We start from the raw sequence: 23,667 nt of genomic DNA on the forward strand, positions 1-23,667 counted from the left end.
ATGAGAACAGGCGAGTATTTGTTCACGAGCGAGTCAGTTTCCGAAGGCCATCCGGACAAGGTCTGCGACCGGATTTCCGACGAGATCGTCGATCTGTTCTATCGTGAAGGCCCGAAAGCCGGCATCGACCCGTGGGCGATCCGCGCGGCGTGCGAAACGCTCGCCACCACCAACAGGGTGGTGATTGCCGGTGAGACCCGCGGGCCCAAATCCGTCACCGATGATCAAATCGAGAGTGTCGTTCGCGAGGCGATCAAGGACATCGGTTACGAGCAGGATGGCTTTCACTGGAACACCTGTGAGATCGAGATACTGCTGCATCCGCAATCCGCCGACATCGCCCAGGGCGTCGATGCGCTGCAGTCGGGCACCAACAAGGAAGAGGGCGCGGGCGACCAAGGGATCATGTTCGGCTATGCCTGCAACGAGACGCCGGATCTGATGCCGGCCCCGATTTTCTACGCCCACAAGATACTAAGGCTCATCTCGGAAGCGCGACACTCCGGCGGCGAGAAGGTGCTGGGTCCGGACTCCAAGAGCCAGGTCACCGTGCAATACGAGAACGGCAAGCCGGTCGGCGTGCGCGAAATCGTGGTCTCGCATCAGCACCTGGTCGAGGAAATGTCCTCCGATCAGGTTCGCGAGCGCGTCGAACCCTATGTGCGGGAGGCGCTGCCCAAGGACTGGATCAACGGCAAGACCATCTGGCACATCAATCCGACCGGAAAGTTCTACATCGGAGGTCCCGACGGCGATTCCGGCCTCACTGGCCGCAAGATCATCGTCGATACCTATGGTGGCGCGGCCCCGCATGGCGGCGGCGCGTTCTCCGGCAAGGACCCGACCAAGGTGGATCGTTCGGCAGCGTACGCCGCCCGCTACGTCGCCAAGAACGTTGTCGCGGCCGGCCTCGCCGACCGCTGCACGCTGCAGCTCGCCTACGCGATCGGTGTTGCGCGGCCGTTGTCGATCTATATCGACACCCACGGCACCGGAAAGGTGCCGGAGGACAAGCTTGAGAAGGCAATCGCCGAGACGATGGATTTGACGCCGCGCGGCATCCGCAAGCATCTCGATCTCAACCGGCCGATCTACGCGCGCACCTCGTCCTACGGGCATTTCGGCCGCACCCCGGACAATGAGGGCGGGTTCTCCTGGGAAAAGACCGACCTTGCCGAGGCGCTAAGACGCGCGGTGTGATCTTTTCTCTGGCCTCCGCGCCGCATGAAACGCAAGGCTGACTCGACGCTGACTTAGCCGCCTTGAGTAGCTGCGCCCACACAAATTCTCTCTCGGTCAAACTGGGAGAGAGCACAGGGACAGATTGGAATCGACCGCAATGAACTCCGTTTCGACGTCAGGGATGATCACATGACCACGGCAGCTGCCAAGAAGCCCGGCTTCACCGACTACATCGTCAAGGATATCTCGCTCGCCGATTTCGGCCGCAAGGAAATCTCGCTCGCCGAAACCGAGATGCCCGGCCTGATGGCGACCCGCGAGGAATACGGCGCCAAGCAGCCGCTGAAAGGCGCGCGCGTCGCGGGCTCGCTGCACATGACGATCCAGACCGCCGTGCTGATCGAGACGCTGGCCTCGCTGGGCGCCGACATCCGCTGGGTCTCCTGCAACATCTATTCGACCCAGGACCACGCTGCCGCCGCGATCGCCGCGGCCGGCATTCCCGTGTTCGCCGTGAAGGGCGAAACGTTGACCGAATATTGGGACTACACTGCAAAGCTGTTCGACTGGTATGGTGGCGGCACGCCCAACATGATCCTCGATGACGGCGGCGACGCTACCATGCTGGTGCATCATGGGCTCCGCGCCGAGCAGGGCGACACCGTTTTCCTCGACAAGCCTGCTTCCGAAGAGGAAGAGGTCTTCTACGCGCTGATCAAGCGCCTCCTGAAAGAGAAGCCAAAGGGCTGGTTCGGCGAGGTCGCCAGGAACATCAAGGGCGTCTCGGAAGAGACGACCACGGGCGTGCACCGTCTCTATGAGATGGAGAAGAAGGGCACGCTGCTGTTCCCCGCCATCAACGTCAACGACAGCGTGACCAAGTCGAAGTTCGACAATCTCTACGGCTGCCGCGAATCGCTGGTCGACGGCATCCGCCGCGGCACCGACGTCATGATGTCGGGCAAGGTGGCGATGGTCGCGGGCTTCGGCGACGTCGGCAAGGGCTCGGCCGCCTCGTTGCGCCAGGCCGGCTGCCGCGTCATGGTGTCGGAAGTCGATCCGATCTGCGCGCTGCAGGCGGCGATGGAGGGCTATGAGATCGCCACCATGGAAGATGCCGCGCCCCGCGCCGACATCTTCGTCACCGCGACCGGCAACAAGGATATCATCACCATCGACCACATGCGCGCGATGAAGGACCGCGCCATCGTCTGCAACATCGGCCACTTCGATAACGAGATCCAGGTCGCCACGTTGCGCAACATGAAGTGGATCAACATTAAGCCGCAGGTCGACGAGATCACCTTCCCCGACAAGCACCGCATCATCCTGCTGTCGGAAGGTCGCCTCGTGAACCTCGGCAACGCCATGGGCCATCCATCCTTCGTGATGTCGGCCTCCTTCACCAACCAGACGCTGGCGCAGATCGAGCTGTTCGCGAATCAAGGCAAATACGAGAAGAAAGTCTACGTGCTGCCGAAGACGCTGGACGAGAAGGTCGCCCGCCTGCACCTCGCTAAAATCGGCGTGAAGCTCACTGAGCTGCGCAAGGACCAGGCCGACTATATCGGCGTCAAGCAGGAAGGCCCGTACAAGTCGGATCATTACCGGTATTGAGGCGAGGGCACAATCATGCCATTTCGCGAAGCTGTCGTTACGATCAACCGAGATGACGTCAGCGCGTTTCTATCGGATTGGTCGATTGAGATAGTTCCAACGGAGGGTCTTGCAATCGACACCTCCTTGCGAGGCGCACGGGAGGGCACGCCAATATATGTGACGGCAATACCTGGCCACGACACGCGCAACGTTATCGACGCTTCGGTCCGGCTCAGAAAGGCCAACTTTGAGCCTATACCGCACATCTCGGCGCGAGGACTGGTTGATCATAAACAACTCAATGATCTGCTCGTGCGACTCCGGGGCGAGGCCGACGTGCACAGCGCACTATTGCTCGGCGGGGATATTCATGACGTGGTCGGAGATTTCGCATCTAGCCGTGCGATACTGGAAACTGGGCTTTTTACGAGACATGGCTTCAGGAAGGTCGGTTTCGCAACCTACGCGGAACCTCACCCTTGGATCTCGCAAGCGCTGCTTGAACGTGAGCTTATGAGCAAGCTCAGGCTTTCGGCCGAACAAGGTCTTGAAAGCTGGCTCGTCAGTCAACTCTGCTTCGCCGCCGACAGCATCGTTCGACACGCCGAGTACCTTCGCGCGAACGGCATAACCGCACCGCTGCATGTCGGCTTCGCTGGGCCGACGAGCTGGAAGAGCATGGCAAAGTTTGCCGCCATCTGCGGCGTTTCAAATTCCGCACGTTCCTTGTCGGCGCAAGTTTCGCGCGTTGGGCGGCTTCTCGCGGGTTTCGAGCCGTCGGAAATGATAAGCCGCATAGCCGCTACCGCCACCGCTCAACCCGACCTTGGTCTGGTCAAGCCGCATTTCTTCACGTTTGGCGGAGCGGAAAGGACGGTGAAATGGATAAATTCGTTCTCGGCAAGACACCCTGGGCGCGACGTCGACGAATGGAGTGAGTCATGAGCAAAGCGGCGCTTGATGTGACCGGCATCGGAAACGCCATTGTCGACATCATCTCCCACGCGGATGATGCGACGATTGTTCGGCTTCAGATGTCGAAAGCCACAATGGCTTTGATAAATCTGGAGCGATCGGAGCAACTTCGGAAATTGATGGGTCCGTCCGTGCAGCTTTCCGGCGGCTCGGCAGGCAATACTATTGCCGGACTTGCTTCTCTTGGCGCCAAGGTCGGCTATATCGGAAAGATCCGGGGTGATGCTCTCGGAGACGCGTTCCGTCATGACATCATATCGATGGGGGTGCAGTATCCAACGCCTCCCGCGCTCGATGGGCCGCCGACAGCTCATTGTGTGATTTTTGTAACGCCAGATGCTCAGCGCACCATGAACACATATCTTGGTGCCTGCGTTAATCTCACCGTGCACGATCTCGATCGCGAAATGATTGAGGCAGCCACGATAGTCTATCTCGAAGGCTATCTCTTCGATCTACCGAATGCTCAGAATGCCTTTCGGGCCGCGGCAGACATGGCGCACGCTGCTGGGCGTCAGGTCGCGTTGACCTTATCAGATTCCTTTTGCGTCCAAAGGCATCGGCGGGCGTTTCTCGATCTTATCGAAAATCGTATCGATATTCTTTTCGCCAACGAAGCGGAGTTGGCGGTCCTGTTTGATACCGAAGTCTTGGATGACGCCGTCGCCTTCATCGTTCCCAAGGTTAGGTTTGCCGCTATCACCCGCGGATCGCTGGGCTCCATCATCATCACGGGCGGACGCATCATTTCCATACCCTCTGCGAGAGCAACTTCCGTTGTTGATACTACCGGTGCGGGCGATCTCTATGCGTCTGGCGTTATGTTTGGTTTGGCGACCGGGCGATCTTCTGAAGAATGCGGCTGGCTCGGAAGCGTGGCCGCCGCGGAGGTCATTTCGCATTTTGGGGGCAGGCCTGTGATTCCGCTCAAAGACTACCTTACTTCCCGATCGATCGATCGAGATACCGGCCACGGCGCGCCACGTGCAAATCCAGCGTAAGCAGGTAGCTCAATGACGAGAACGCCCACGCGACCGCCCAATGGATCGATTAGGTGAGCCATGGTGCCCTCGCATACTGAAGAATGGAGTTCGGTGTTGAAAAACTCGATCAAATATTGACCATAATGCCCCAGAGCGGTGTTAGCTGATGCCCAGCCGATCATTCGTACTGACCCTTTCATGCCTAAATCGCCCAGGGATCGTGGCCGCATTTTCCAGCACGTTGTTTCGCGCGAACTGCAACATTACCGATGCTCAGCAGTTTGATGACACCGGAAGCGACCGGTTCTTTGCACGCGTGATGTTCGATTCTAATGAGGCGACAGCTAGCGCCGAAATTCTTCGAGCCGAAATCGAGGCGGCGCTTCGACCATTCAAGGCTACCTGGAGCATTCGCGATCGCTCATTGCGCCGTCGTACCATTGTGTTCGCGTCAAAGCTCGATCATTGTCTAGCCGACATCATATATCGATGGAGAATCGGGGAGTTAGAGATGGATCTGGCTGGGATTGTCTCGAATCACCCAAAGCAGAACTACACAAACCTAAGTCTGGACGGAATTCCGTTCCATTATCTTCCAGTATCGAGGGATAGCAGGTCCACCCAGGAAGCGCAGATTGAGCAACTATTGGTCGTGGAAAGAATCGATCTGGTTGTCCTTGCGCGCTACATGCAGATATTGAGCGACGGCCTCTCGTCACGGCTGCTGGGTCGTTGCATCAATATCCATCATTCGCTTTTGCCAGGTTTCAAAGGTGCAAAGCCATATCATCAGGCGCACGAGCGAGGAGTGAAGTTGATAGGTGCTACGGCTCATTACGTTACCAGTGAACTCGATGAAGGACCGATTATCGAGCAGGATGTGGAACGAATTACCCATCGTGATCGACCTGACGATCTGGTTCGTAAGGGCCGGGATATTGAGCGCAGGGTATTGGCTCGGGCCCTGCGTTATCACCTGGAGGACCGTGTTTTTCTGAATGGGAAGACGACAGTTGTTTTCCCCTAGCAAAGTCGGGTCTGCGAAACATGTAACCTGACTAGGGCAGGGATCATTTCGGGCGGCCCGCGAGTTAGGCCAAGTTGCACCGCTGCGCAACCGCTGAGCCGAGGCTAGGGACGAAGCAGATAATACTCGCTTTGTCGGGTAAACGTTGCCGCCTTCAAAGACATCTCAATATCGCTGCACGCGTCCAGATGATCAGCGTTTAGCGATCAATTTTTCGATGCGCAGACCTGGAGACCCTGCGGGACGAGTCTTGGTCGTATCAAAATTGCTGGTAGCGCGCAGGTATCCTAGCGGATCGCGTTTAAATCGAAACAATTGAGGATTTGCATGGTAGCTCGGATCATCGATGGAAAAGTCATTGCCGCTAAGCTTCGAGCGCGTGTTGCCGACGAGGTTACGAGGGTCCAGCGCGAAGATCAGCTTACGCCGGGGTTGGCCATGATTCTAGTTGGCAACGATCCCGCCAGCGAAGTTTACGTCCGAAGCAAGCACAAGCAAACGCGGGCCGCCGGCATGGCGTCGTTCGAGCACGTGTTGCCCGCCGATGTCGCGCAGTGCGAATTGCTCATGCTGATCGCAGGGCTCAATCGCGATCCCCTCGTGCACGGAATTCTCGTGCAACTCCCGTTGCCGAAATCGCTCGATACCGAAAAAGTCATTGCGGCCATCGATCCCGCGAAGGATGTCGATGGATTGCATCCGCACAATGCCGGACGCCTTGCGGGTGGACTGCCGGCCCTGTCGCCCTGTACGCCGCTTGGCTGTATCATCCTGACCAAGAGCGTGCATGCGTCGCTTGAAGGCATGGACGCTATCGTGATCGGGCGGTCTAACCTTGTAGGGCGGCCGCTGGTGCAAATGTTGCTCAATGAAAACGCGACTGTGACCATCACGCATTCCCGCTCGTGCAATTTGCCGCAACTTTGCGCAAGTGCCGATCTGGTCTATGCCGCCGTGGGCAAGCAGGAGATGGTGCGCGGAGATGGGATTAAGAAGGGCTCGACGGTGATCGATGTCGGTATCAACCGCTTGCCGGGCGCTGACGGGGAAATTCGTCTGGTCGGTGACGTTGCCTATCACGAGGCATTGAACGTCGCGGGTGCGATTACCCCGGTGCCCGGTGGCGTCGGGCAGATGACCGTGGCATGCCTGCTGGTCAATACACTCCGCGCGGCCTGTACAATTCACGGGCTGTCGGCTCCGAAAGTCTAGTCGAACTAGAAAGAAGGCACGGGATCACGCTCTATCATTTTGGCTCCCGGATCATCTGTGATCAAACGTGCAGATTGGGTACTGAGTGGGATACTTGTGCACCAGGATTATCGTGCTGTGTTGCTCGGCTCGAACTTCCCACTTCAGATGGTCCTATCGGAACTCAGCAACGATTTTTCTTCGGATTCTCACGGTGGCGAGTGGCCGCTTCGGCAAGCAGGACTTTGTCTATTTTCCAGAGGGAGACGCCCATCGCTGTCCGGCTGGAGAGCGATTGCCGCATCGCTATACAAATGAAGAAGACGGCAAGCTGCTGCGACGTTACTTGACCGCCGCCTGTCAAAATTGTGTAAGCGTGTAGCCGAAGCCGTTCAGGCTCTGAAGTTCCACGGCATGAGGGCATCGATCTGAGTGATCGGCCACCGGTTCGCGATGCGCTCGAGCGTTTGCGTGAGCCAGGCGAGTGGATCGACGTCGTTCATTTTGGCGGTCTGCAGAAGCGTAGCGATGGTCGCCCAGGAGCGGCCGCCACCATGGCTACCCGCGAAGAGCGCATTTTTTCTTGTGATTGCCTGGGGTCTGATGGTCCGCTCGACGATATTGGAGTCGATCTCGATACGACCGTCGCTCAGAAAGCGCTCGAGTGCGGCGCGTCTGGATGTGGCATAGCGGATCGCCTCGGCGAGCTTGGATTTGCCGGACAGACGCGGCAGCTCCTTCTCCCACAGATCGAACAGCGCCGCAACGATGGGGGCGGACCTTTGCTGGCGCGCATTCAGCCGCGTCTCAGGATCCTGGCCGCGGATATCGGTCTCGATCTCCCACAGCTCGACCATGGTGGTGACGGTCTGTGTCGCCAGGCGCGAGCTCTCGTTGACGTGAAGCTCGTAGAACCGTCTCCTGACGTGGGCAAAGCACGCTGCAAGCCGCACTCCCTCGTTGGCGCCCGCCGACCTGGCGAGCCGATTATAGGCGGCATAGCCATCGACCTGGAGGATGCCAGCAAAGCCTGCCAGATGGCGCTCGACGCATTCGCCGCCACGGCTGTCCTCGAAGCGATAAGCGACCATCGGTGGACCGATGCCGCCAAACGGCCGGTCGTCACGGGCATAAGCCCACAGCCAGGCCTTTTGCGTCTTGCCGGATCCGGGAGCGAGCGTTGGCAGGGTCGTCTCATCGGCGAAGATCCGTTCGCCTTGCTTGACCTTTTCCAGCACATAGTCGGCCAGCGGCTGCAATTCGAAGCCGACCTTGCCCATCCACTGCGCCATCAACGAGCGGTCCAGCTCGACCCGATCGCGGGCGTAGATCGCTTCCTGCCGGTAAAGCGGCAGCCCGTCCGCATATTTGGAGACGGCAATCTGGGCCAGAAGCGCTTCAGTCGGAAGGCCGCTCTCGATCAAATGGGCAGGCGCTGGCGCCTGTACCACGCCGTCGCGGTTGCGATAGGCGTATTTCGGGCGGCGCGTGACGATCACGCGGAACTTCGCCGGCGTCACATCCAGCCGCTTCGACACGTCCTCGCCGATCAGCACCTTCTCCAGCCCCTCGCACCCGGCAGGAACCTCCGGCTCGATGACGATCTCCACCCGCTCCAGATGCGCCCCGAACTCCTTGCGCGGCCGCGGCACGCGTTTCGGCATGTCCTTGCCGCCAGCCTTGGCCAGTTCGGCTTCAACCGCCGACACGCCGGTCTCAATCTCCTCGAACACGAAGGCGATCTGCTCCGTGCTCAGCTTGTCGCTGCGCAAGCGTTCCGAGCGCGTGCCGTAAAGCGTGCGCTCCAGCATTTTGACGATCGCCGTCAGCTCCACGATCCGCGCATCGGCGGCCTTGTTGATCGCCGTAAGATCGGTGTTTGCAGCGGCAATGCGGCTGTTCTCGGCCTCGATCGCCGCCCGCTCTTCCGCCAAGGCGACGATCAGCGCGTGGGCTTCGGCAAGCGTCGTCGGGAGCTCTGTAACGGGCGTCGTCATCGTCGCCATCACAGCAGAGTCGCCGCCACTCTTCCAAACTTTTCAGCACCCTGATTCAATTCGCCGCAGCTTGTCAGCCTACCGTTTCTGGGCGCTTCACAACCACCGGACGCACCTTCGTCCAGTCCAGCCCGTCAATCAGCGCGAGCAACTGCGCATGGTTCAGCTGCACCCGGGTCGGCGCAATCCTCGGCCAGCAGAACTTTGACTCCTCGAGAGTCTTGGCAAACAGGCATACCCCGCTGCCGTCCCACCAAACCGCCTTGATCCGATCCGCCCTTTTCGAACGGAACACGTACAGTGCTCCGCTGAAGGGGTCGGCCCCACCATCTCGAACCAGCGCCATCAAACCCGTGGCTCCCTTGCGGAAGTCGACCGGCGTGCTGGCCACGTAAACCTGAACACCCGCCGGGATCATGCCTGCCGAACCGCCCGGATCACAGCAGCAAGCCGCCCCGCCTCCACATCTCCACCAACGCGCACCACGACATCGCCGATGACGATTTCCACCATCTCCCCCGCCATGGTCTCAAAGCGCGCGAACTTAACCGCTCGGTCTCGCGCCCCAGAGAGCGGCGCCACCATTCCCGAGGCCAGCGCCTTGCGTCGCCACGCAAACAACTGCGATGGATCGATCCCATGACAGCGCGCTATCGCCGACACGTTCGCCCCCGGCGCAAACGTTTCCCCGACGATGCGATCCTTCTCCTCCCGCGACCAGGTGCGGTAGCTCCGCCCGGGACTCACCGAAAGCCGCTCGGCCGCCGCTGTGATAACTTCGAAATTCTTCGTATCAGACATATGTTCGCTCTCATGAACTCCTGGGACAAATCACCAGGAGATTCTCTGACAATCGAACATCATCCGCTACGTGGGATGACCTACACGCTTACAAAATTGTTCGCTCAAATAGCGATGCTCGACAGGGCCAGAGCGGCGGATTGCGCGATCGCAGCATGAGCATCTGCTCGAGGTTGTGCAGCAGCGGCTTGATGCAAACCCACAAGCCATGCGTCGGCGCCGCGAGACGGTCGAGCATCCGTTTGGCACGATGAGGGCCCGCATGGGGGCGACACACTTCCTCACCAAAACCGCTTCCAAAAGTAGCGGCCGGGATGGCTCTCTTGGTCCTCGCCTACAATCTGACACTTGTCATGAACATCGTCGGGACCAAGCCGCTGATGGCTGCGATCGCGGCCTGAGACCGAACCGGTCCTGGCCTCTCTCCGACCTCCCTGTAAAGGGCGTTTTTACACGGCCAAGACCCGGAAGGGACATTCCTTTTTTTGGGACCGATTGGCGCGGAGTCGACTACACAGATTGGCTCGGCAAGCCCGCGAGGCCGTCGCACTTTCGAGATGGGGTCAGATGGTGGGACGCATTCCCCGCCGGTCACGCCCAAGTGGCAGACCTCTGCTCGCCCGTTAGGAGTTCGTTAACCATCGCGGCCTAGCCTGCCTTCATTGCCCGGTCATCATCAGCCGATTGCCGCTCGGTTCGTTCCAGGAGAACAACCGTTGTCCGCCGAGACGCTGATATATGCCGCGCTAGGTGCGTGCCTAAAAATCTCGCCAGTGGCCGCTCGTCGCTTGCCAAGCGACTGCGCTTGCCGCGCTCATTTTCGGAGCAAAGTCCTGGTGTATAGCAATCCGTGTCCTCTCATTCCCCAGCTCGGTGGAGCAATTGTGAGGCAAAAATGACCAACGTTACCAATATTCGCGAGATGAAGGCGCGCATTACCGTGTTTGGGGTCGGCGGTGCCGGTGGCAACGCAGTCAACAACATGATCGCGGCCGGACTGCAAGGCGTCGACTTCATTGTCGCCAATACCGATGCACAGGCGCTTACCATGTCGAAGGCCGAGCGTCTCATCCAGATGGGCACGCGGGTGACGGAAGGTCTCGGCGCTGGCTCGCATCCTGAAGTGGGGCGCGCCGCAGCCGAAGAGACGATCGACGCGATCCGCGATCATTTGACCGGTGCGCACATGGTGTTCGTTACTGCGGGCATGGGCGGCGGTACCGGCACCGGCGCAGCGCCCATTATCGCCAAGACCGCGCGTGAGCTTGGCATTCTCACCATCGGTGTAGTCACTAAGCCATTCCACTTCGAGGGCCAGCGCCGCATGCGCCTTGCCGAGGCCGGCATCGCGGAACTGCTGAAGGTGGTGGACACTCTGCTGATCATCCCGAACCAGAACCTATTCCGGGTGGCCAACGAGAAGACCACGTTCTCCAATGCCTTCGCGATGGCCGATCAGGTGCTTTATTCGGGTGTGGCCTGCATCAGCGACCTCATAGTCAAGGAAGGTCTGATCAATCTCGATTTTGCCGACGTTCTCGCCGTAATGCGCGAGAAGGGCAAGGCCATGATGGGCAGGGGCGAGGCTTCTGGCGCAAACCGCGTGCTCACCGCCGCCGTGGCCGCGATTTCCAATCCATTGATCGAGGACCCGTCGATCAAGCGTGCCAGCGGCCTCATAATCTCCATCACCGGTGGCACGGACCTTATGTTGTTCGAGGTCGACGAAGCTGCTACCCGCATTCGCGACGAGGCCGACCAGGACGCCAACATCATCATTGGGGCATCGTTCGATGAAAGCTTGGAGGGTATCGTCCGCGTCTCGGTAGTGGCGACCGGCATCGATAATCTCGACCCGGCGCCCCACGTGCAACCAGCAGAAAGCTCACTTACAGAACTCGCCGGCAGGCTGCGCAACGACAGCCGTCAGATCGCCGGATCGAGCCTAGTACACCGCTGACCGACGCGCATCGCATCGGCGCGTCGGTCCAGTTCGCGCAATGAAGGAGCGATTCCGGAATCGGCCTTGGCTGAATCCGCGACCATGGACGCCGGGCACTCGGCTACATCCGGTTATGTCACTTCCCGGACACTCGACTTGGCCTCCGTGATGTCCGCCTTCGGAGTGAGTGTGTTGCAAAACTCGCTTCTGTCTTGGGGGCGAGCTTGGCTTTTGAGTTTTGGCGGTTCCTTTTGGTACGGTGGTGTGGGCTGTTTCCGTTTTGCTTGTGGATGTTCAGCACGCGACTGCCAGAGGTGGCGGAGGACGACAGATCAGCTTGGCCAGTCGCCTCAGGTTCTGCGCCGTGGCTGTGAGCAGCACTTCGTCCCTGACGCCATTCAAGCCCGCAGCCGAAGCCGGTCGAGCCTGAGAATGCGTTTCATATGAGCAAACCGCATCTCGACCTTTTTGCGCTCGCGGCGCGATTGCTGGAAGGCTTCCGTATTAGCTAGCGCACGGACACGATCGCGCACATCTTCGTTGAGGTCGCGGGTAATTTTGTGCACGACCGCCGTCGTGCATTTGGGCTTCAAGGCGCAGCCAGAGCAGTCGCTCCTGCTGGCCCTGTAGTAGACGATGTGACCTTGATCGATATTGCCGGACGCCTCGCTGAGGTCCCAATCGACTTTGAGCTTTTGCTTGGCCTGGAAAGCGCTCCAGGTGTCCTTGGCGATGATGGCCACGCCCGACATGACGTCGACGCCACGATAGCGCTTGCTGATCAAGCGATAATCGGCGCGGGTCTTCAGCTTCAGTCTCTTGGGACGTCGATTGGTCAACGACTACACTTGCGAAGCCGCGGCCATCGCGCAGAGGGTCAACGCTCCCGTGCCGCGGCTGGATGAGACTGCAACCGGGCTATGTGGAAGATGTGGCGGAGGCGACTGTTCGGATCGTCCAGCGAGCCGCGACGCAACCGGCGATCTTCGAGTGCTGCGGTTTGCGCGTCTACTCTTACGAGGAATTTGTCGGAATCGTCGCGCGCCAAGCTGGCCTTTCGCCCATCCTGATCCCAATTCCGTTCGCAGTTTGGTACGCACTGGCATGGGCTTCCGAAATACTCCCGGACCCGCTTCTCACGCGTAATCAGGTGGAGCTGATGCAGATCGATACCGTGTCGTCGCCGGAGATGCCCGGCTTTGTTGAACTTGGGATTTTGCCGCACTCGTTTGAGGCCTACCTGCCCGAATATGCTGACGTCGCATGCGTTGTGTGCGCTTGAATCAAATTAGATCATGTGATCTAAAACACATCATCCTATTTCCGAAATCAGCTTTGACGGCGAAACGATGACCTCAACCACGATCGAGGCGGTGAGCCCTGCAGATGGCGATCGAGCGGGCATGGGGGCTACCGCAAAGGGATTCGCGTGGTCTTTTCTGTCCGTTGCCATCCTTTCCGGCTGGTTTGTCGTAACCCGCCTCGGATTTCGACATGACCTGCGTGTCTGGGACATCATCGCACTGCGCTTCGGCGAAGGGGCGTTGTTGCTAGCACCCACCTTGTTGTTCGGTAGATCGCGCCTGCCGCTGCGCGCCTGGTTGCCCGGGATACTTCCGGCGATCTTGTGGGGCGCCCCGTTCATCGTCTTCGTTGGAACAGGACTGCAACTGACGTCGGCTGCTTTGGCATCTGCGATCGCACCGGCGCTGATGCCGGTATTCGCTGGAATGATCGGCTGGCTGATATTCGGCGAGATGCCGCGCGGATTACAGATTTCGGGCTACGTCTTGATCGCGGCTGGCCTCGTCGTCCTGATCCTGGGCTATACATCGGCCCAAAGCCGGCTGAACCTGATCGGCGTTCTCGCGCTTGTCGTGGCCGCGGCGATGTGGGCGGCCTGCACGCTGCGCCTGCGCGGAAGCGGACTGTCGCCGCTGCAGGCAACAGCCCTGATCTGCTTCTGGTCGGCAATCTCGTATGTTCCGATCTATGTCGCGTCTGGTCTATCCAATCTGGCCCAGGCTTCCGCGAGCGAATTGTTGTTTCAATCGCTCTATCAGGGCCTGCTGATGAGCGTCGTTGCGATCTTTGCGTTCAATCGCGCGGTCGCGTCGCTTGGTCCGAAGGCCGCCACCGCGATCATCGCACTTGTACCGGTCGCCGCGACGTTGTTCGCGATTCCGGTGCTCAATGAATTTCCGTCGTCGACGACTTCCGTCGCCATCGTCGTGATCGCTTGCGGCGTGATGCTTGCCGCGGGTTCTGTTCAGTCAAAAAAGTTCGATCAGAAAAAGGGAGAAGACGCATGATCCGTTTCTATTTTCATCCGACGCCCAATCCGGCGAAAGTTGCTCTCATGCTTGAGGAGACCGGCTTGTCCTATGAACTGGTGCCGGTCGATACCAGCAAGGGAGAGCAGCACACCCCGGCGTTTCGTGCCATCAACCCGAACGGCAAGGTGCCCGCGATCGTCGATACCGAAGGGCCCGGAGGCAAGGAGGCGCGGGTGTTCGATTCCGGCGCAATCCTGCTCTATCTGGGCGACAAGACGGGGCTACTGATTGGTTCGCCTGCCGACCGGCCGGAACTCCTATCCTGGCTGTTTTTCATCGCCAGCGGCGTGGGGCCGTTCTCCGGTCAGGCCGTTCATTTCCAGCACGCGGCCCCGGAAAAGCTGGCCTATGCGATCAACCGCTACCGTCGCGAGGTGGAGCGGCACTATGAGGTCCTCGATGCACATCTCAGGAATCGCGAGTTCATCGTCGGCAAGGAATACACCATCGCCGATATCTCCGCCTGGGGTTGGCTGGATCGCGCGCCCCGCGTGCTGCCCGGCGAAACCAGCGCGATGGCGGCCTTTCCGAATCTGGAACGCTGGTATCGCGGGATTGATTCACGTCCGGCTGTGACGAAGGCGCGATCGGTCGGAAAAGATCACGCGTTCAAGAAGGAAATGGACGAGGAGACGCGGCGCGCGCTGTTTCCTTCGAACTTTCCGAAGGTGGCCGGTTGAACGTTTTCTCACATCCACAAATTCAAAAATCGAGCAGGGGAGTTAGGTCATGCATCTCAAGGGAAAACGTGTCCTCATCACCGGAGGATCAAGCGGCATTGGTCTGTCGCTCGCCGAAGCCATGTTGGCGGGAGGAGCGAAGGTTGTTATCAGCGGCCGACGGTCGGACGCGCTGAAAGCCGCGATCGACGAACTTCGCAAGAGCGGTGGTTCGGTCGATGATGTCGCAGCGGACATCGGCACTGAGCAGGGCCGCGGCACCGCCCTCGCATTCGCACTCCAGAAACTTGGCGGCCTGGACATGCTGGTGAATAATGCTGGCGGCGTCAGGGCGGGACGGCTGGAGGACACGACCGAAGCGGAAATCAGGACCATGATCGAGGTTGATCTAGTTGCGCCGATCATGCTGACGCGAGCCGCATTGCCGGCGCTGCGCGCGAGCAACGACAGCATGGTCGTGAACATCGCGTCGGGCATCGCGCTCGTCGCCGCGCCGTTCTATGCAACCTACGCCGGGGTCAAGGGTGGTCTGGCCAAATTCGGGGAGGCACTGCGTCGCGAGCTGAAGGGCGAGGGTGTGCATGTGATGACGGTTTATCCGGGCGCTACGGATACTCCGATGATGGCTTCAAACCGTGCTGGCCCTGAGCTGGGTTTCACGCGCGAACCTGCTGCGGCGGTGGCAGAAGCCATTATCGCCGGAATCGAGGAGAATGCCTTCGAGGTGATCCGCGGCGGCGAAGCGCGTGCGAAGATGATTGCGCTCAATCGCGAGGATCCGGCGGTCCTCGACAAGCGATTCCTGGATCTCAAGCCGGCGCTGAGCGAGGCGGTGCGGGATCATTCGGCGCTCTGATGCTGAGGATCTGGGGACGGACGAATTCGATCAACGTCCAGAAAGTGCTCTGGTGTTGCCATGAGCTCGGGTTGGATTACGACCGGATTGACGCCGGACTTCATTTCGGGGTGACCGATAGCCCGGAGTATTCCAGCATGAACCCGAACCGTCTCGTCCCGACCATCGAGGACGGCGATGTCCGACTTTGGGAATCCAACGTCATCGTGCGGTATTTGGCCCACAAGCACGGTGCCGGCGGACTCTGTCCGGTCGATATCGGGCCTCGGTTCGATGCCGAGCGATGGATGGACTGGCAGGCGACGACATTTTGGCCGGCACTGCGGCCGTTGTTCATTGCGCTGATCAGAACCCCGGCCGCCGAACGCGATGCCGGCACCGTCGCGAAAGGCGAAGCTTTGTCGCTATCTGCGGTGCGGATCCTTGACGCCCGGCTGGCCGATCGGGCCTTCCTGGCCGGAGATGTCTTCACGATGGGGGATATCCCGGCGGCAACGACAGTTCATCGATGGTACGGGCTCGACATTGAGCATCCAGAGTTGCCGAATCTGCTGCGCTGGTCTGACCAGATGCGGAAGCGTCCGGCATTTCGGCAAATCGTCATGACTCCATTGAGCTGAATTACTATCCAACGCAAAGCCGCATGACCAGGCACGCCGGACCAGCGATCTAAAAAATGTTAGATCAATTGATCTATAACACGCGTGAATATTTGACCATCCTGGGAGGAGGATGGATTGGCTCGATCTACGTGGGCCGGTCGAATTGCCCCGGAGTCGAAATGTCCTGGTCGAATGATCTAAAGATCGTCTGGAAAATTGCTCTCATTGTCACGCTGTTGGGGGCGGTAGGTTTCCTTTCCATGGGATTCGCCGCAATGAGAATGAAGGTTATCGACGAGGCCTATTCAGATCTCGTGAATCGGGTCGATGTGGCGACGGTCGCCGTGGCTCCTGGAAACCGCAACGTCGAGAGCTACGTGTCGCTCGTGTACCAGTTGCTGCTGGAGACTTCGGCTGAAGGCAGCTCTCCGGATGATGTTAGATTGATGGTCGATTTCAATCAGGCGCTGACGTTTTCCGACGCGATGCGGTGCAGCCTGATGCTCGATGGAGAAGGAATATACTGGATCGAAGAGCCGCTTCGCCACGATGATTATTATCACGCAGCTCTGATCGCGCAGGCCGTGAAAACGCCAATTCAGATTGGTGAGAATTGTACGGGCCTGCTGCCGATGGTTGCGGCGCTTTCCGCGGTGGCCTCCGACTATGTGATGCTGGATCTCGACCGCATTAGCGTCACCGGATGGCAGCGCGCCGCGGGTCTTGCGGCGGCCTACCATCGCGAAGTCTCGTCGCATCTTTTCCCGGAAGTCAGTGCCCATTTGCTTGCCGCAACGCCGGGCCGCCACTGGCTCGAATATGTCGATTGGGCCGTGCCCATCCTTCAGGACCCCATTCAGATCGTCAACGGCATGGCAATCGTGCCCAACCGTCCAGGTAACGGAATGCGGTGGGATGAGGCGGCGGTCGCAAAGTTCCGGCTGGATTGATCAGATGGCAGGACCGGGCATTTCAGTTTTTGAGCCTGAACTGCATGCGCTGGCAGCGCGCCAATGGCAGGATTACCGGCGGCGGGTGCCGGGGACGTATTTTGGCGAGAGCCAGGCCCTGCTGGATCTCGATCAGGCTTATGCGGTGCAGATTGAAGTCGCCCGTCTGCGATGCGAAGCAGGCGATGCGGTCGCCGGCTATAAGGTCGGTTGCATAGGTCCTGGTGTGGTCGAGCAGTTCGGAATGAGCGGGCCGATTCACGCGCGTCTGTTTCGCAGCGAGTTACGGACTTCTGGTGAAACGCTCGCCCATTCGGCTTATGCCAACCTTGCGATCGAGGGGGAGATGGCGGTTCGCATCGCCGCCAACGGGACGATCGCCTCGGCCTTTCCTGTCATTGAACTGCATCACTTCGTCTTCCGTGGCTCGCCCAGGACGCTCGCCGAGCTGGTTGCAAATAATGGCATTAACGCCGGCGCGGTGCTGGCGCATGACCACGTGGTCACTCCGCTTGGCGACTGGGAGACCGCGCACACGTTGACGGTCACGGTGAACGGGAAAACAATGGATTCGGGGGCACTTTGGGCCACGGCTGGTGGCGCGGTCGAGGCCGTCGACTGGCTTTCTACAGATCTTCGCCGCCACGGCCTGTCATTATCACCGGGCGATCTCGTGCTGACCGGTACGCCACTCGGTCTGCATCCTGTGAGCCCGGGAGATAGCGTAATCATATCGGTGGACGGTCGTGACCTGGTGACGTGCCTAATCGCCTAGGACGTTTACTCATGGGCACATACCTGCGCGACGTCCGGCATTAACGACCTGTGCGGCTCACCATTTGAGAAGTTGGCACCCGGCGAGATAACCTGTCGCCACCACCATGCTCGTTGCAATGGGATACCAGGTTGCGACAAACAGGGGGCTGTCGTCGATGCAGTTTGTTGCATAGAAAGTTGCGGCGATGCCACTCGCGGCCAGCCCGGCGAGGGCTCCAGCTAGGCCCGGCCTTGTTGGAGCTCCGCGTCGAAGCGCCACTAAAAAGCAGGCCAGCGGACCCATCGCCAGCAGCGGAATCAAGGTGAGGCATACCCGTGCATTGGATCCCACCAACCTCGACGTCCAGAGCGATTCCGGCACCATGATAAGTTCAACCAGAACGGCGCATCCAAGAATAAGCGGCAAGATACCGAGGGCCCATCCTGGAAGACCAAACGAGGAGCCGGGTCTGCCCGCCCGTTCCATTGCTGCCATGGCCGCGATAGCCAGCGGTACCGTGACCACGAACTTAAACAGAAAACGGATGGTTTCCGTCGCGTAAGCGATATCGGGTCGAAATCCCACGCCTACAAAGAATATGACTCCGGCAATAAGACTACCCGATGTCATGGCCACCCAAACGGTTCGATCAAAATCCCAATCCGCCGACGAATCCTGTACGAGTGCTCCGATGAGCATTTCGGTTTTCATGTTGCGCTCCAGAACAGTCCTCTCGCTCGCGGCCCGCGGAATCAGCGATCCTATTGGGAGGACGCCACCCCCGGCAGATTGGCGCCGCACGCACATGAGGTTCGTTCCGAATGCTCGATAGTTACATCTACCGCCTTAATTTTGAAGTGCGATGTGCAGCCGGCGGTGCAAGCGACCTCTAAGGGCATTTCCCGAGAGCTTGCGATGCGACCGGGCCCTCGATCCTCGTTGTCGGAAAATCCGAGTCTTCAGCGGATCAGAACGCTACAGACTGCCAATCCACTTGGAAATGTTCATTGACGGGTTGCCTTTTAAACCGTCCGATCTAAAATATTGCCACAACCGCTCGCCGATGTGACCGATCTCGCACAGGAAAAATCATGGCCAGACCACGGGAATTTGATGAGGACGTCGTTCTGGAAGCGGCGGTCCAGCAGTTCTGGCAATATGGCTACGAAGCGACGTCGGTCCGGGATCTTGCTGATCGCATGGGGATCACCGGCGCCAGCTTGTACAACGCGTTCGGTGGCAAGCGTTCCCTCTACCATCGCTCACTTGAACATTACTTGAATGCGACCTTCCGCGAACGCATCACACGCTTCGAAGGCAATTTTCCGCCGCGGGAGGCTTTGGAGGCTTTCCTGGAAGAGATTATCGAGCGCTCGTTGAGCGACAAGCTTCGGCGTGGCTGCATGCTTGTGAATTCCGCTCTCGAACTCGCGCCGCATGATCCGGAGTTTCAGCGCGTCGTGGCCAAGTTTCTTTCGCAGGTCGAGGCCTTCTTTTTGCGGTGCGTGACCGCTGGGCAGAAGGATGGAACAATCGCGAGATCGCAAGCAGCAGAAGATCTTGCGCGGCTCCTGCTTGGTGTCTTGCTTGGCATTCGTGTTCTTGCGCGCAGTCGGCCCAATCGCGCTCTGCTGGAGGGTCTCATACGGCCGGCTTTTGCGGCGCTAGGAGAGCCCAAGCCGCGGAAACGCCAAGCGCACGCCTGATCCGTGCGAATGCCCCCGAATTATTCCGAATCGTGGGGCCTTAGGGGCAATTCTCCTCCGTCGTGACGTTGTAGCGGAGTACTCGCTTTTAGCCCGCGAAATGAAAATGCTCGAACGAGCGTAATTCGAATCAGAAAGATGAGCGTGGAATCGAATTCACGCGAGTACCGTTGGGCGACCTGGATGCGTGCGGCGATAAACGGTGACGTCGCGGCGTATCGTCTGTTTCTGGAGTCCGTGACCCCGTTTCTTCGTACGATCGCTACTCGCCGTTGCATGCAATTTGGCCTTGCATGGTCCGAGGCGGAAGACATTGTACAAGAGGCCCTTTTGGCTATTCATCTCAAGCGCGGGACGTGGGATCGGAGTGGTCCAATCGGACCGTGGATATCTGCGGTAGTGCGCAACAAGGTTATCGACGCATTCCGTCGCCGCGGCCGCCGTATCGATATCCCGATTGAAAACGTCATCGACACACTTGAAGTACAAAATGTTGTGTCTCCCTTGGGAGCTCAAAATCTCGACCGGCTACTGTCAGGCTTGAAGGAACGTCCTCGTAGGATTGTTACTTCCATATCGGTTGAAGGCGCCAGCATTCGTGAGACCGCGGAACGTCTCCAAATGACGGAAGTGGCAGTTCGTGTCGCTTTGCATCGTGCCTTGAAGTCACTCGCGGCGCTTTATCAAGCCGACGTTTCATAGATCCGGAAGAACCAGCCAGCCTATTGTGGTTGGCCTCGCGGAAGAGAGCATGCGTAGACTGCCACTCTCATTTGCGCTGCTGTCCAACTTCTCGGTGATCACGTCGGCGGCGCAGCGCTGGTAAGGCTACCGAACATAAGGCATTGCATTTTCAGTTGCGATATTAGACCAGTTGATCTAATATATATTGTCATGAGGAACAAGACGTTCGATCCTGACGAAGTCGTCCTAGGAGCGCTATCGGCGTTCTGGCAGCACGGGTTCGGGAGAACGAACATGCCGGAATTGCTCGATTCCATGGACGTCGGTCGGGCAAGTTTTTACAATGCGTTTGGCTCCAAGCGTGATGTGTTCCTGCGAATCCTGAACCTGTATTTCGGAACCGTGGATACGCATCTTGCGGGTCTGATCGCGAACGCTCCCGATTCGGAGTCCGCCGTTGCATCCTTGGTTGACGGTATATTGGACGTTGCGAGGAGCGCGGAACCCAATGCAACGGGCTGGCGTGGTTGTCTCATCGGCAATACGGCGCTTGAGCTCGGCGCCGACGATCAGGAAATTGTTGATCAGCTCAGGATTGGCGTCGATGTTCTCCGAACACAATTCAAAAAGGCGCTTTCGTTACCTTCCGCCGGCGGGGTGAAACGATCGAACGTCGAGATTGAACGCAGCGCCCTGCATCTCGTCGCGAGCGTGCAAGGCTGCTTGTTCTGGCCAAATCCGGGTTATCGGATGCCGACATCAAAAGCACGCGGGCGGCGATGCTTGCGACAATGATCTGACCTATCGGGAAGCACCCCGGACAACTGAAATTCACAAAAGTTCGACAAACGAGGCTGGAATGAAAATCCTCTCTGATACGACCCACGGCATCCTGGATTATTTGACGGTCGCATTATTTGTCCTGGCGCCTAGCCTGTTGGGCTTCAGCGGGACGGCCGCTATCATCTCCTATGCGCTTGCTGGCATTCATCTGGCTATGACCTTGTTCACCAACATGCCGCTTGGCGTCGTCAAGATCATATCGATGAAGCTTCATGCCTTCGTCGAAATGCTGGTGGGGCCTGTCCTTGTTGTGGGCGCGCTGGCGGTTCCGGCCCTCGTCATCGGCGGCCGGGGTTTCTTCATCGCCGCAGGAATATTGATTTTCGTGATCTGGTTGTTGTCTCACTACGGCCCTGAGTCCGAAGTTCGTTGAACTTCCCGTGGCTTGCGAGGTGATATCTGAAAGCCCTTCTCCATGGGCCGGACACATCTTGGACCGGAGCGAGCGCCCCGGCTAGCGCTCGGCCGAGGCCCGAGCGGACGCCTTATCGAGCGCGTGCAGGACAGCACCGGTGGTCAGCAGTTCAGGAAGTGCTTCCCCCTGTGCCAGCGCCGGTCCGTAGACCACGTTCAAAGGAATTCCGTACCGCGCGAAGCGATTGAGATAATTCGAAATTGACGGATCAGGCCGGCTCCAGTCGGCGCGCATCCGCACGATATTCGGTTGACCGAGCCGGGAACGGACTTCCGCGTTTTCGAGCACCGTGAATTCGTTGATCTTGCAGGTCAGGCACCAAGTGGCCGTAACGTCCACCAACACCGTTTTGCCGTCGGCGACCAGACTAGGGACAGCGTCTGGGTCGAAGGCCTGCCATCCCTGTGCGGTGGCGGACCGCAATACAGGCGAGGCGACCGACAGACTGACCGCTATGGGTGCAATCACGAGCCCGGCCGTGACGATCTTGGACCAGCGCGACACGCGATCGCCAATCGGACTTGCAGCCGATAGATTAATCAGGGCGCGATAGCCAAACAGACCTGCCAGCAGGGTAGCCGTCGTGACTGCGATGCGGACGCCCGCAGTGCTCCACAGCACGAAGACGAGCCACACCGCCGTCCCCAGCAACACGACGCTGAGGCATCGCCGTAGCGTGAGCATCCAGGATCCAGGTCTAGGCAGCCATCGCACACAGCCTGGAAACAGCGCGGCGAACAAAAAGGGCAACGCCATGCCGATGCCGAGAAAGAGGAAGATAGCGAGGATTTCTGACGGCCCCCGCGCCAATGCGAACCCGACGGCTGTCCCGACAAACGGCGCTGAGCAGGGAGTAGCCAGCAACGTCGCGAACACACCGGTCAGGAAAGCCTCCAGGATCGGCCCCCGTGCACGACCGGACACAAACGTCATCATGGAGGCGGGAAGGCTGAGCGGAAACCATTCAAAGAAACTCGCCGCGAACAAGACGGTCAGCACAGCCATGCCTGCCAGGAACCAGGGTTGCTGAAACTGGATGCCCCAACCAAGCGCGGCCCCTGACGATTTCAAGGCGATCAAACTAACAGCCAGCAGCATGAAACTGCCAACAATGCCGCAGGCCGTCGCGGCCGATCCGAAGCGCACGTCGCGCAGGTTGCCATCCGCATGCCGGACGAACGCGAACAGCTTGATCGAGAGGACCGGCAGCACGCAGGGCATCAGGTTGAGGAGAAGCCCACCGAACAAAGCCGACAACGCAATGACGAACAATTCTGCGAGAGGCGCGGCGGCGATTGCGCCGGTAGGTAGCGGAAGTTCGGCCGCCCGCTCTCCGTCGGTCAGCGTCAGGGTCAAATGCCGTTCGGGCGGCAGCACAGCGGGGAGAGCGACGCTCATATGGGCCGCTCGAGCGCCATCCTGGAGCGTGACTTCGGGTGCTGCCGGAATTCCATCACCAGTTCCTTCCACAAAGAGATCGGGTCTCTCGAAGGGCACGCCATCGCTTCGCAAATCAACAAGAAGTTTCTTGCCAGAGGAAGTCTCCACGATTCGCGTGCCAACGATTTCGATGCCGGCGGCCTCGACCGAGCCGGGCACTCCTTTTCGGGCCGCATCGATGGTCGTGGCTTCCGTGGACTTTCCGGCCGGTCCCAACGGCACGGGCAGGGAAAGTTCGGCCTGATAGGGTACGCAGATTTCCGAACATGCGGCATAGGCGACCGACACATGGATCCGCGCGGGAGTGGCGGCTGTCCTGAGAAACAGCTTGACCGGAAGCACGACGTGGCTCTCGTAGACGCTGTTCTGCAATCCCTCGATGACCAGGCGGTGCGGAGCCGGCCAGGCCACTTCGCCACGCTCGATATTGTCCGAGGCGGACCAGTCGATTACCGGGGCAACGCCCGCATCTCCCGGGGTACGCCAATAGCCGTGCCAACCTTTGGCGAAGCGGAATTCCAGTCCGGCATCGAGCGTCGCGGCATTTTCAAGATTGTTGCTCGCGGTTATCAGCCGGACGGCCGCGTGGCTGTTCCCCATCCAGTCCGTGCTGGCGGCGCGTGCGCCGCCAGCCGTCGACAGCATAAAGCCGGCAGACGCCACGAGGAGGAAGCAACCGCGGGCAAGTCTCATCATGGTGT

Annotated in this window: 23 protein-coding genes and 2 pseudogenes; 19 read left to right on the forward strand and 6 right to left on the reverse strand. The window is 59.2% G+C overall.

Annotated features, from left to right (window positions below; genetic code table 11):
- The 7 genes and pseudogenes from metK to ACP2YO_RS08475 form a co-directional block, all read left to right on the forward strand.
- Positions 1 to 1,200 carry a methionine adenosyltransferase gene (metK, locus tag ACP2YO_RS08445; RefSeq protein ID WP_426440449.1) on the forward strand — a complete coding sequence of 400 codons (1,200 nt, stop codon included), beginning with the start codon at positions 1 to 3 and terminating at the stop codon, positions 1,198 to 1,200.
- Positions 1,201 to 1,371: 171 nt separating this feature from the next.
- The gene (gene ahcY / locus ACP2YO_RS08450) at positions 1,372 to 2,799 is read left to right on the forward strand and encodes an adenosylhomocysteinase (RefSeq protein WP_426440450.1); all 1,428 of its coding nucleotides are present in this window, start codon (positions 1,372 to 1,374) and stop codon (positions 2,797 to 2,799) included.
- Positions 2,800 to 2,814: 15 nt separating this feature from the next.
- Positions 2,815 to 3,726, forward strand: coding sequence for a hypothetical protein (locus ACP2YO_RS08455; RefSeq protein ID WP_426440451.1), 912 nt, complete (start codon positions 2,815 to 2,817; stop codon positions 3,724 to 3,726).
- Complete coding sequence (locus ACP2YO_RS08460) at positions 3,723 to 4,757, forward strand: adenosine kinase (protein ID WP_426440452.1); 1,035 nt, start codon at positions 3,723 to 3,725, stop codon at positions 4,755 to 4,757. Before ACP2YO_RS08455 ends, ACP2YO_RS08460 begins: the two co-directional genes overlap by 4 nt.
- A 148-nt stretch (positions 4,758 to 4,905) precedes the next feature.
- Entirely contained in the window at positions 4,906 to 5,766 is an 861-nt protein-coding gene (purU, locus tag ACP2YO_RS08465; RefSeq protein WP_426440453.1) for a formyltetrahydrofolate deformylase, read from the forward strand.
- A 327-nt stretch (positions 5,767 to 6,093) separates the two neighbouring features.
- On the forward strand, positions 6,094 to 6,978 hold the full coding sequence (gene folD, locus ACP2YO_RS08470) for a bifunctional methylenetetrahydrofolate dehydrogenase/methenyltetrahydrofolate cyclohydrolase FolD (protein ID WP_426440454.1): 885 nt from the start codon (positions 6,094 to 6,096) through the stop codon (positions 6,976 to 6,978).
- 196 nt (positions 6,979 to 7,174) lie between these two features.
- Positions 7,175 to 7,327 (forward strand): annotated as a pseudogene (locus ACP2YO_RS08475) (IS5/IS1182 family transposase); the annotation flags it as partial.
- A 22-nt stretch (positions 7,328 to 7,349) separates the two neighbouring features.
- Here ACP2YO_RS08475 and tnpC read toward each other — a convergent pair.
- From tnpC to ACP2YO_RS08490, 3 genes are all read right to left on the reverse strand, one after another.
- Entirely contained in the window at positions 7,350 to 8,954 is a 1,605-nt protein-coding gene (gene tnpC / locus ACP2YO_RS08480; RefSeq protein WP_426443053.1) for an IS66 family transposase, read from the reverse strand.
- A 73-nt stretch (positions 8,955 to 9,027) separates the two neighbouring features.
- The gene (gene tnpB, locus ACP2YO_RS08485) at positions 9,028 to 9,372 is read right to left on the reverse strand and encodes an IS66 family insertion sequence element accessory protein TnpB (protein WP_426433797.1); all 345 of its coding nucleotides are present in this window, start codon (positions 9,370 to 9,372) and stop codon (positions 9,028 to 9,030) included.
- Complete coding sequence (locus ACP2YO_RS08490) at positions 9,369 to 9,755, reverse strand: transposase (protein ID WP_426433795.1); 387 nt, start codon at positions 9,753 to 9,755, stop codon at positions 9,369 to 9,371. Before ACP2YO_RS08490 ends, tnpB begins: the two co-directional genes overlap by 4 nt.
- Before the next feature lie 895 nt (positions 9,756 to 10,650).
- On the opposite strand from ACP2YO_RS08490, the gene ftsZ reads away from it, so the two are divergent.
- Complete coding sequence (ftsZ, locus tag ACP2YO_RS08495) at positions 10,651 to 11,715, forward strand: cell division protein FtsZ (protein WP_426440455.1); 1,065 nt, start codon at positions 10,651 to 10,653, stop codon at positions 11,713 to 11,715.
- Positions 11,716 to 11,991: 276 nt separating this feature from the next.
- Here ftsZ and ACP2YO_RS08500 read toward each other — a convergent pair.
- Positions 11,992 to 12,326, reverse strand: a pseudogene (locus tag ACP2YO_RS08500) (transposase); the annotation flags it as partial.
- 272 nt (positions 12,327 to 12,598) lie between these two features.
- Between ACP2YO_RS08500 and ACP2YO_RS08505 the strand changes: the two are divergent.
- The 7 genes from ACP2YO_RS08505 to ACP2YO_RS08535 all read left to right on the forward strand — a co-directional run bounded on the left by ACP2YO_RS08505 (position 12,599) and on the right by ACP2YO_RS08535 (position 17,896).
- Positions 12,599 to 12,979 carry a hypothetical protein gene (locus ACP2YO_RS08505; RefSeq protein WP_426440456.1) on the forward strand — a complete coding sequence of 127 codons (381 nt, stop codon included), beginning with the start codon at positions 12,599 to 12,601 and terminating at the stop codon, positions 12,977 to 12,979.
- A 67-nt stretch (positions 12,980 to 13,046) separates the two neighbouring features.
- Positions 13,047 to 14,009, forward strand: a complete 963-nt coding sequence (locus tag ACP2YO_RS08510) for a DMT family transporter (protein ID WP_426440457.1) — start codon at positions 13,047 to 13,049, stop codon at positions 14,007 to 14,009.
- Positions 14,006 to 14,713, forward strand: coding sequence for a glutathione S-transferase family protein (locus ACP2YO_RS08515; protein WP_426440458.1), 708 nt, complete (start codon positions 14,006 to 14,008; stop codon positions 14,711 to 14,713). The genes ACP2YO_RS08510 and ACP2YO_RS08515 overlap by 4 nt, the downstream gene beginning before the upstream one ends.
- Positions 14,714 to 14,762: 49 nt before the next feature.
- Complete coding sequence (locus tag ACP2YO_RS08520; protein ID WP_426440459.1) at positions 14,763 to 15,569, forward strand: SDR family NAD(P)-dependent oxidoreductase; 807 nt, start codon at positions 14,763 to 14,765, stop codon at positions 15,567 to 15,569.
- Positions 15,569 to 16,189: a glutathione S-transferase family protein gene (locus ACP2YO_RS08525; RefSeq protein ID WP_426440460.1), complete on the forward strand. Its 621-nt coding sequence runs from the start codon at positions 15,569 to 15,571 to the stop codon at positions 16,187 to 16,189. The genes ACP2YO_RS08520 and ACP2YO_RS08525 overlap by 1 nt, the downstream gene beginning before the upstream one ends.
- Before the next feature lie 56 nt (positions 16,190 to 16,245).
- A complete protein-coding gene (locus ACP2YO_RS08530; RefSeq protein ID WP_426440461.1) occupies positions 16,246 to 17,121 on the forward strand; it encodes an enolase C-terminal domain-like protein in 876 nt (291 codons plus the stop codon).
- 4 nt (positions 17,122 to 17,125) lie between these two features.
- Entirely contained in the window at positions 17,126 to 17,896 is a 771-nt protein-coding gene (locus tag ACP2YO_RS08535; protein WP_426440462.1) for a 2-keto-4-pentenoate hydratase, read from the forward strand.
- A gap of 57 nt (positions 17,897 to 17,953) precedes the next feature.
- Here ACP2YO_RS08535 and ACP2YO_RS08540 read toward each other — a convergent pair whose 3' ends face one another.
- Entirely contained in the window at positions 17,954 to 18,589 is a 636-nt protein-coding gene (locus ACP2YO_RS08540) for an NrsF family protein (protein WP_426440463.1), read from the reverse strand.
- 380 nt (positions 18,590 to 18,969) lie between these two features.
- Here ACP2YO_RS08540 and ACP2YO_RS08545 point away from each other — a divergent pair, with 380 nt between their 5' ends.
- From ACP2YO_RS08545 to ACP2YO_RS08560, 4 genes are all read left to right on the forward strand, one after another.
- Positions 18,970 to 19,584 carry a TetR/AcrR family transcriptional regulator gene (locus ACP2YO_RS08545; RefSeq protein ID WP_426440464.1) on the forward strand — a complete coding sequence of 205 codons (615 nt, stop codon included), beginning with the start codon at positions 18,970 to 18,972 and terminating at the stop codon, positions 19,582 to 19,584.
- A 144-nt stretch (positions 19,585 to 19,728) separates the two neighbouring features.
- On the forward strand, positions 19,729 to 20,286 hold the full coding sequence (locus tag ACP2YO_RS08550; protein ID WP_426443104.1) for a sigma-70 family RNA polymerase sigma factor: 558 nt from the start codon (positions 19,729 to 19,731) through the stop codon (positions 20,284 to 20,286).
- 276 nt (positions 20,287 to 20,562) lie between these two features.
- Positions 20,563 to 21,063: a TetR/AcrR family transcriptional regulator gene (locus ACP2YO_RS08555; RefSeq protein ID WP_426440465.1), complete on the forward strand. Its 501-nt coding sequence runs from the start codon at positions 20,563 to 20,565 to the stop codon at positions 21,061 to 21,063.
- Between the two features lie 64 nt (positions 21,064 to 21,127).
- Positions 21,128 to 21,484, forward strand: coding sequence for a hypothetical protein (locus tag ACP2YO_RS08560; protein ID WP_426440466.1), 357 nt, complete (start codon positions 21,128 to 21,130; stop codon positions 21,482 to 21,484).
- A gap of 81 nt (positions 21,485 to 21,565) precedes the next feature.
- Here ACP2YO_RS08560 and ACP2YO_RS08565 read toward each other — a convergent pair whose 3' ends face one another.
- On the reverse strand, positions 21,566 to 23,662 hold the full coding sequence (locus ACP2YO_RS08565; protein WP_426440467.1) for a protein-disulfide reductase DsbD family protein: 2,097 nt from the start codon (positions 23,660 to 23,662) through the stop codon (positions 21,566 to 21,568).
- Between the last annotated feature and the right edge of the window lie 5 nt (positions 23,663 to 23,667).

Origin of the sequence: Bradyrhizobium genosp. P (assembly GCF_049949265.1) — a bacterium.
Classification (GTDB): Bacteria; Pseudomonadota; Alphaproteobacteria; order Rhizobiales; family Xanthobacteraceae; genus Bradyrhizobium.

Coding starts and splice junctions, on each gene's coding strand:
- metK (WP_426440449.1), top strand. CDS start 1: ATGAGAACAGGCGAGTATTTGTTCACGAGCGAGTCAGTTTCCGAAGGC.
- ahcY (WP_426440450.1), top strand. CDS start 1,372: ATGACCACGGCAGCTGCCAAGAAGCCCGGCTTCACCGACTACATCGTC.
- ACP2YO_RS08455 (WP_426440451.1), top strand. CDS start 2,815: ATGCCATTTCGCGAAGCTGTCGTTACGATCAACCGAGATGACGTCAGC.
- ACP2YO_RS08460 (WP_426440452.1), top strand. CDS start 3,723: ATGAGCAAAGCGGCGCTTGATGTGACCGGCATCGGAAACGCCATTGTC.
- purU (WP_426440453.1), top strand. CDS start 4,906: ATGCCCAGCCGATCATTCGTACTGACCCTTTCATGCCTAAATCGCCCA.
- folD (WP_426440454.1), top strand. CDS start 6,094: ATGGTAGCTCGGATCATCGATGGAAAAGTCATTGCCGCTAAGCTTCGA.
- tnpC (WP_426443053.1), bottom strand. CDS start 8,954: ATGACGACGCCCGTTACAGAGCTCCCGACGACGCTTGCCGAAGCCCAC.
- tnpB (WP_426433797.1), bottom strand. CDS start 9,372: ATGATCCCGGCGGGTGTTCAGGTTTACGTGGCCAGCACGCCGGTCGAC.
- ACP2YO_RS08490 (WP_426433795.1), bottom strand. CDS start 9,755: ATGTCTGATACGAAGAATTTCGAAGTTATCACAGCGGCGGCCGAGCGG.
- ftsZ (WP_426440455.1), top strand. CDS start 10,651: ATGACCAACGTTACCAATATTCGCGAGATGAAGGCGCGCATTACCGTG.
- ACP2YO_RS08505 (WP_426440456.1), top strand. CDS start 12,599: ATGAGACTGCAACCGGGCTATGTGGAAGATGTGGCGGAGGCGACTGTT.
- ACP2YO_RS08510 (WP_426440457.1), top strand. CDS start 13,047: ATGACCTCAACCACGATCGAGGCGGTGAGCCCTGCAGATGGCGATCGA.
- ACP2YO_RS08515 (WP_426440458.1), top strand. CDS start 14,006: ATGATCCGTTTCTATTTTCATCCGACGCCCAATCCGGCGAAAGTTGCT.
- ACP2YO_RS08520 (WP_426440459.1), top strand. CDS start 14,763: ATGCATCTCAAGGGAAAACGTGTCCTCATCACCGGAGGATCAAGCGGC.
- ACP2YO_RS08525 (WP_426440460.1), top strand. CDS start 15,569: ATGCTGAGGATCTGGGGACGGACGAATTCGATCAACGTCCAGAAAGTG.
- ACP2YO_RS08530 (WP_426440461.1), top strand. CDS start 16,246: ATGTTAGATCAATTGATCTATAACACGCGTGAATATTTGACCATCCTG.
- ACP2YO_RS08535 (WP_426440462.1), top strand. CDS start 17,126: ATGGCAGGACCGGGCATTTCAGTTTTTGAGCCTGAACTGCATGCGCTG.
- ACP2YO_RS08540 (WP_426440463.1), bottom strand. CDS start 18,589: ATGAAAACCGAAATGCTCATCGGAGCACTCGTACAGGATTCGTCGGCG.
- ACP2YO_RS08545 (WP_426440464.1), top strand. CDS start 18,970: ATGGCCAGACCACGGGAATTTGATGAGGACGTCGTTCTGGAAGCGGCG.
- ACP2YO_RS08555 (WP_426440465.1), top strand. CDS start 20,563: ATGCCGGAATTGCTCGATTCCATGGACGTCGGTCGGGCAAGTTTTTAC.
- ACP2YO_RS08560 (WP_426440466.1), top strand. CDS start 21,128: ATGAAAATCCTCTCTGATACGACCCACGGCATCCTGGATTATTTGACG.
- ACP2YO_RS08565 (WP_426440467.1), bottom strand. CDS start 23,662: ATGATGAGACTTGCCCGCGGTTGCTTCCTCCTCGTGGCGTCTGCCGGC.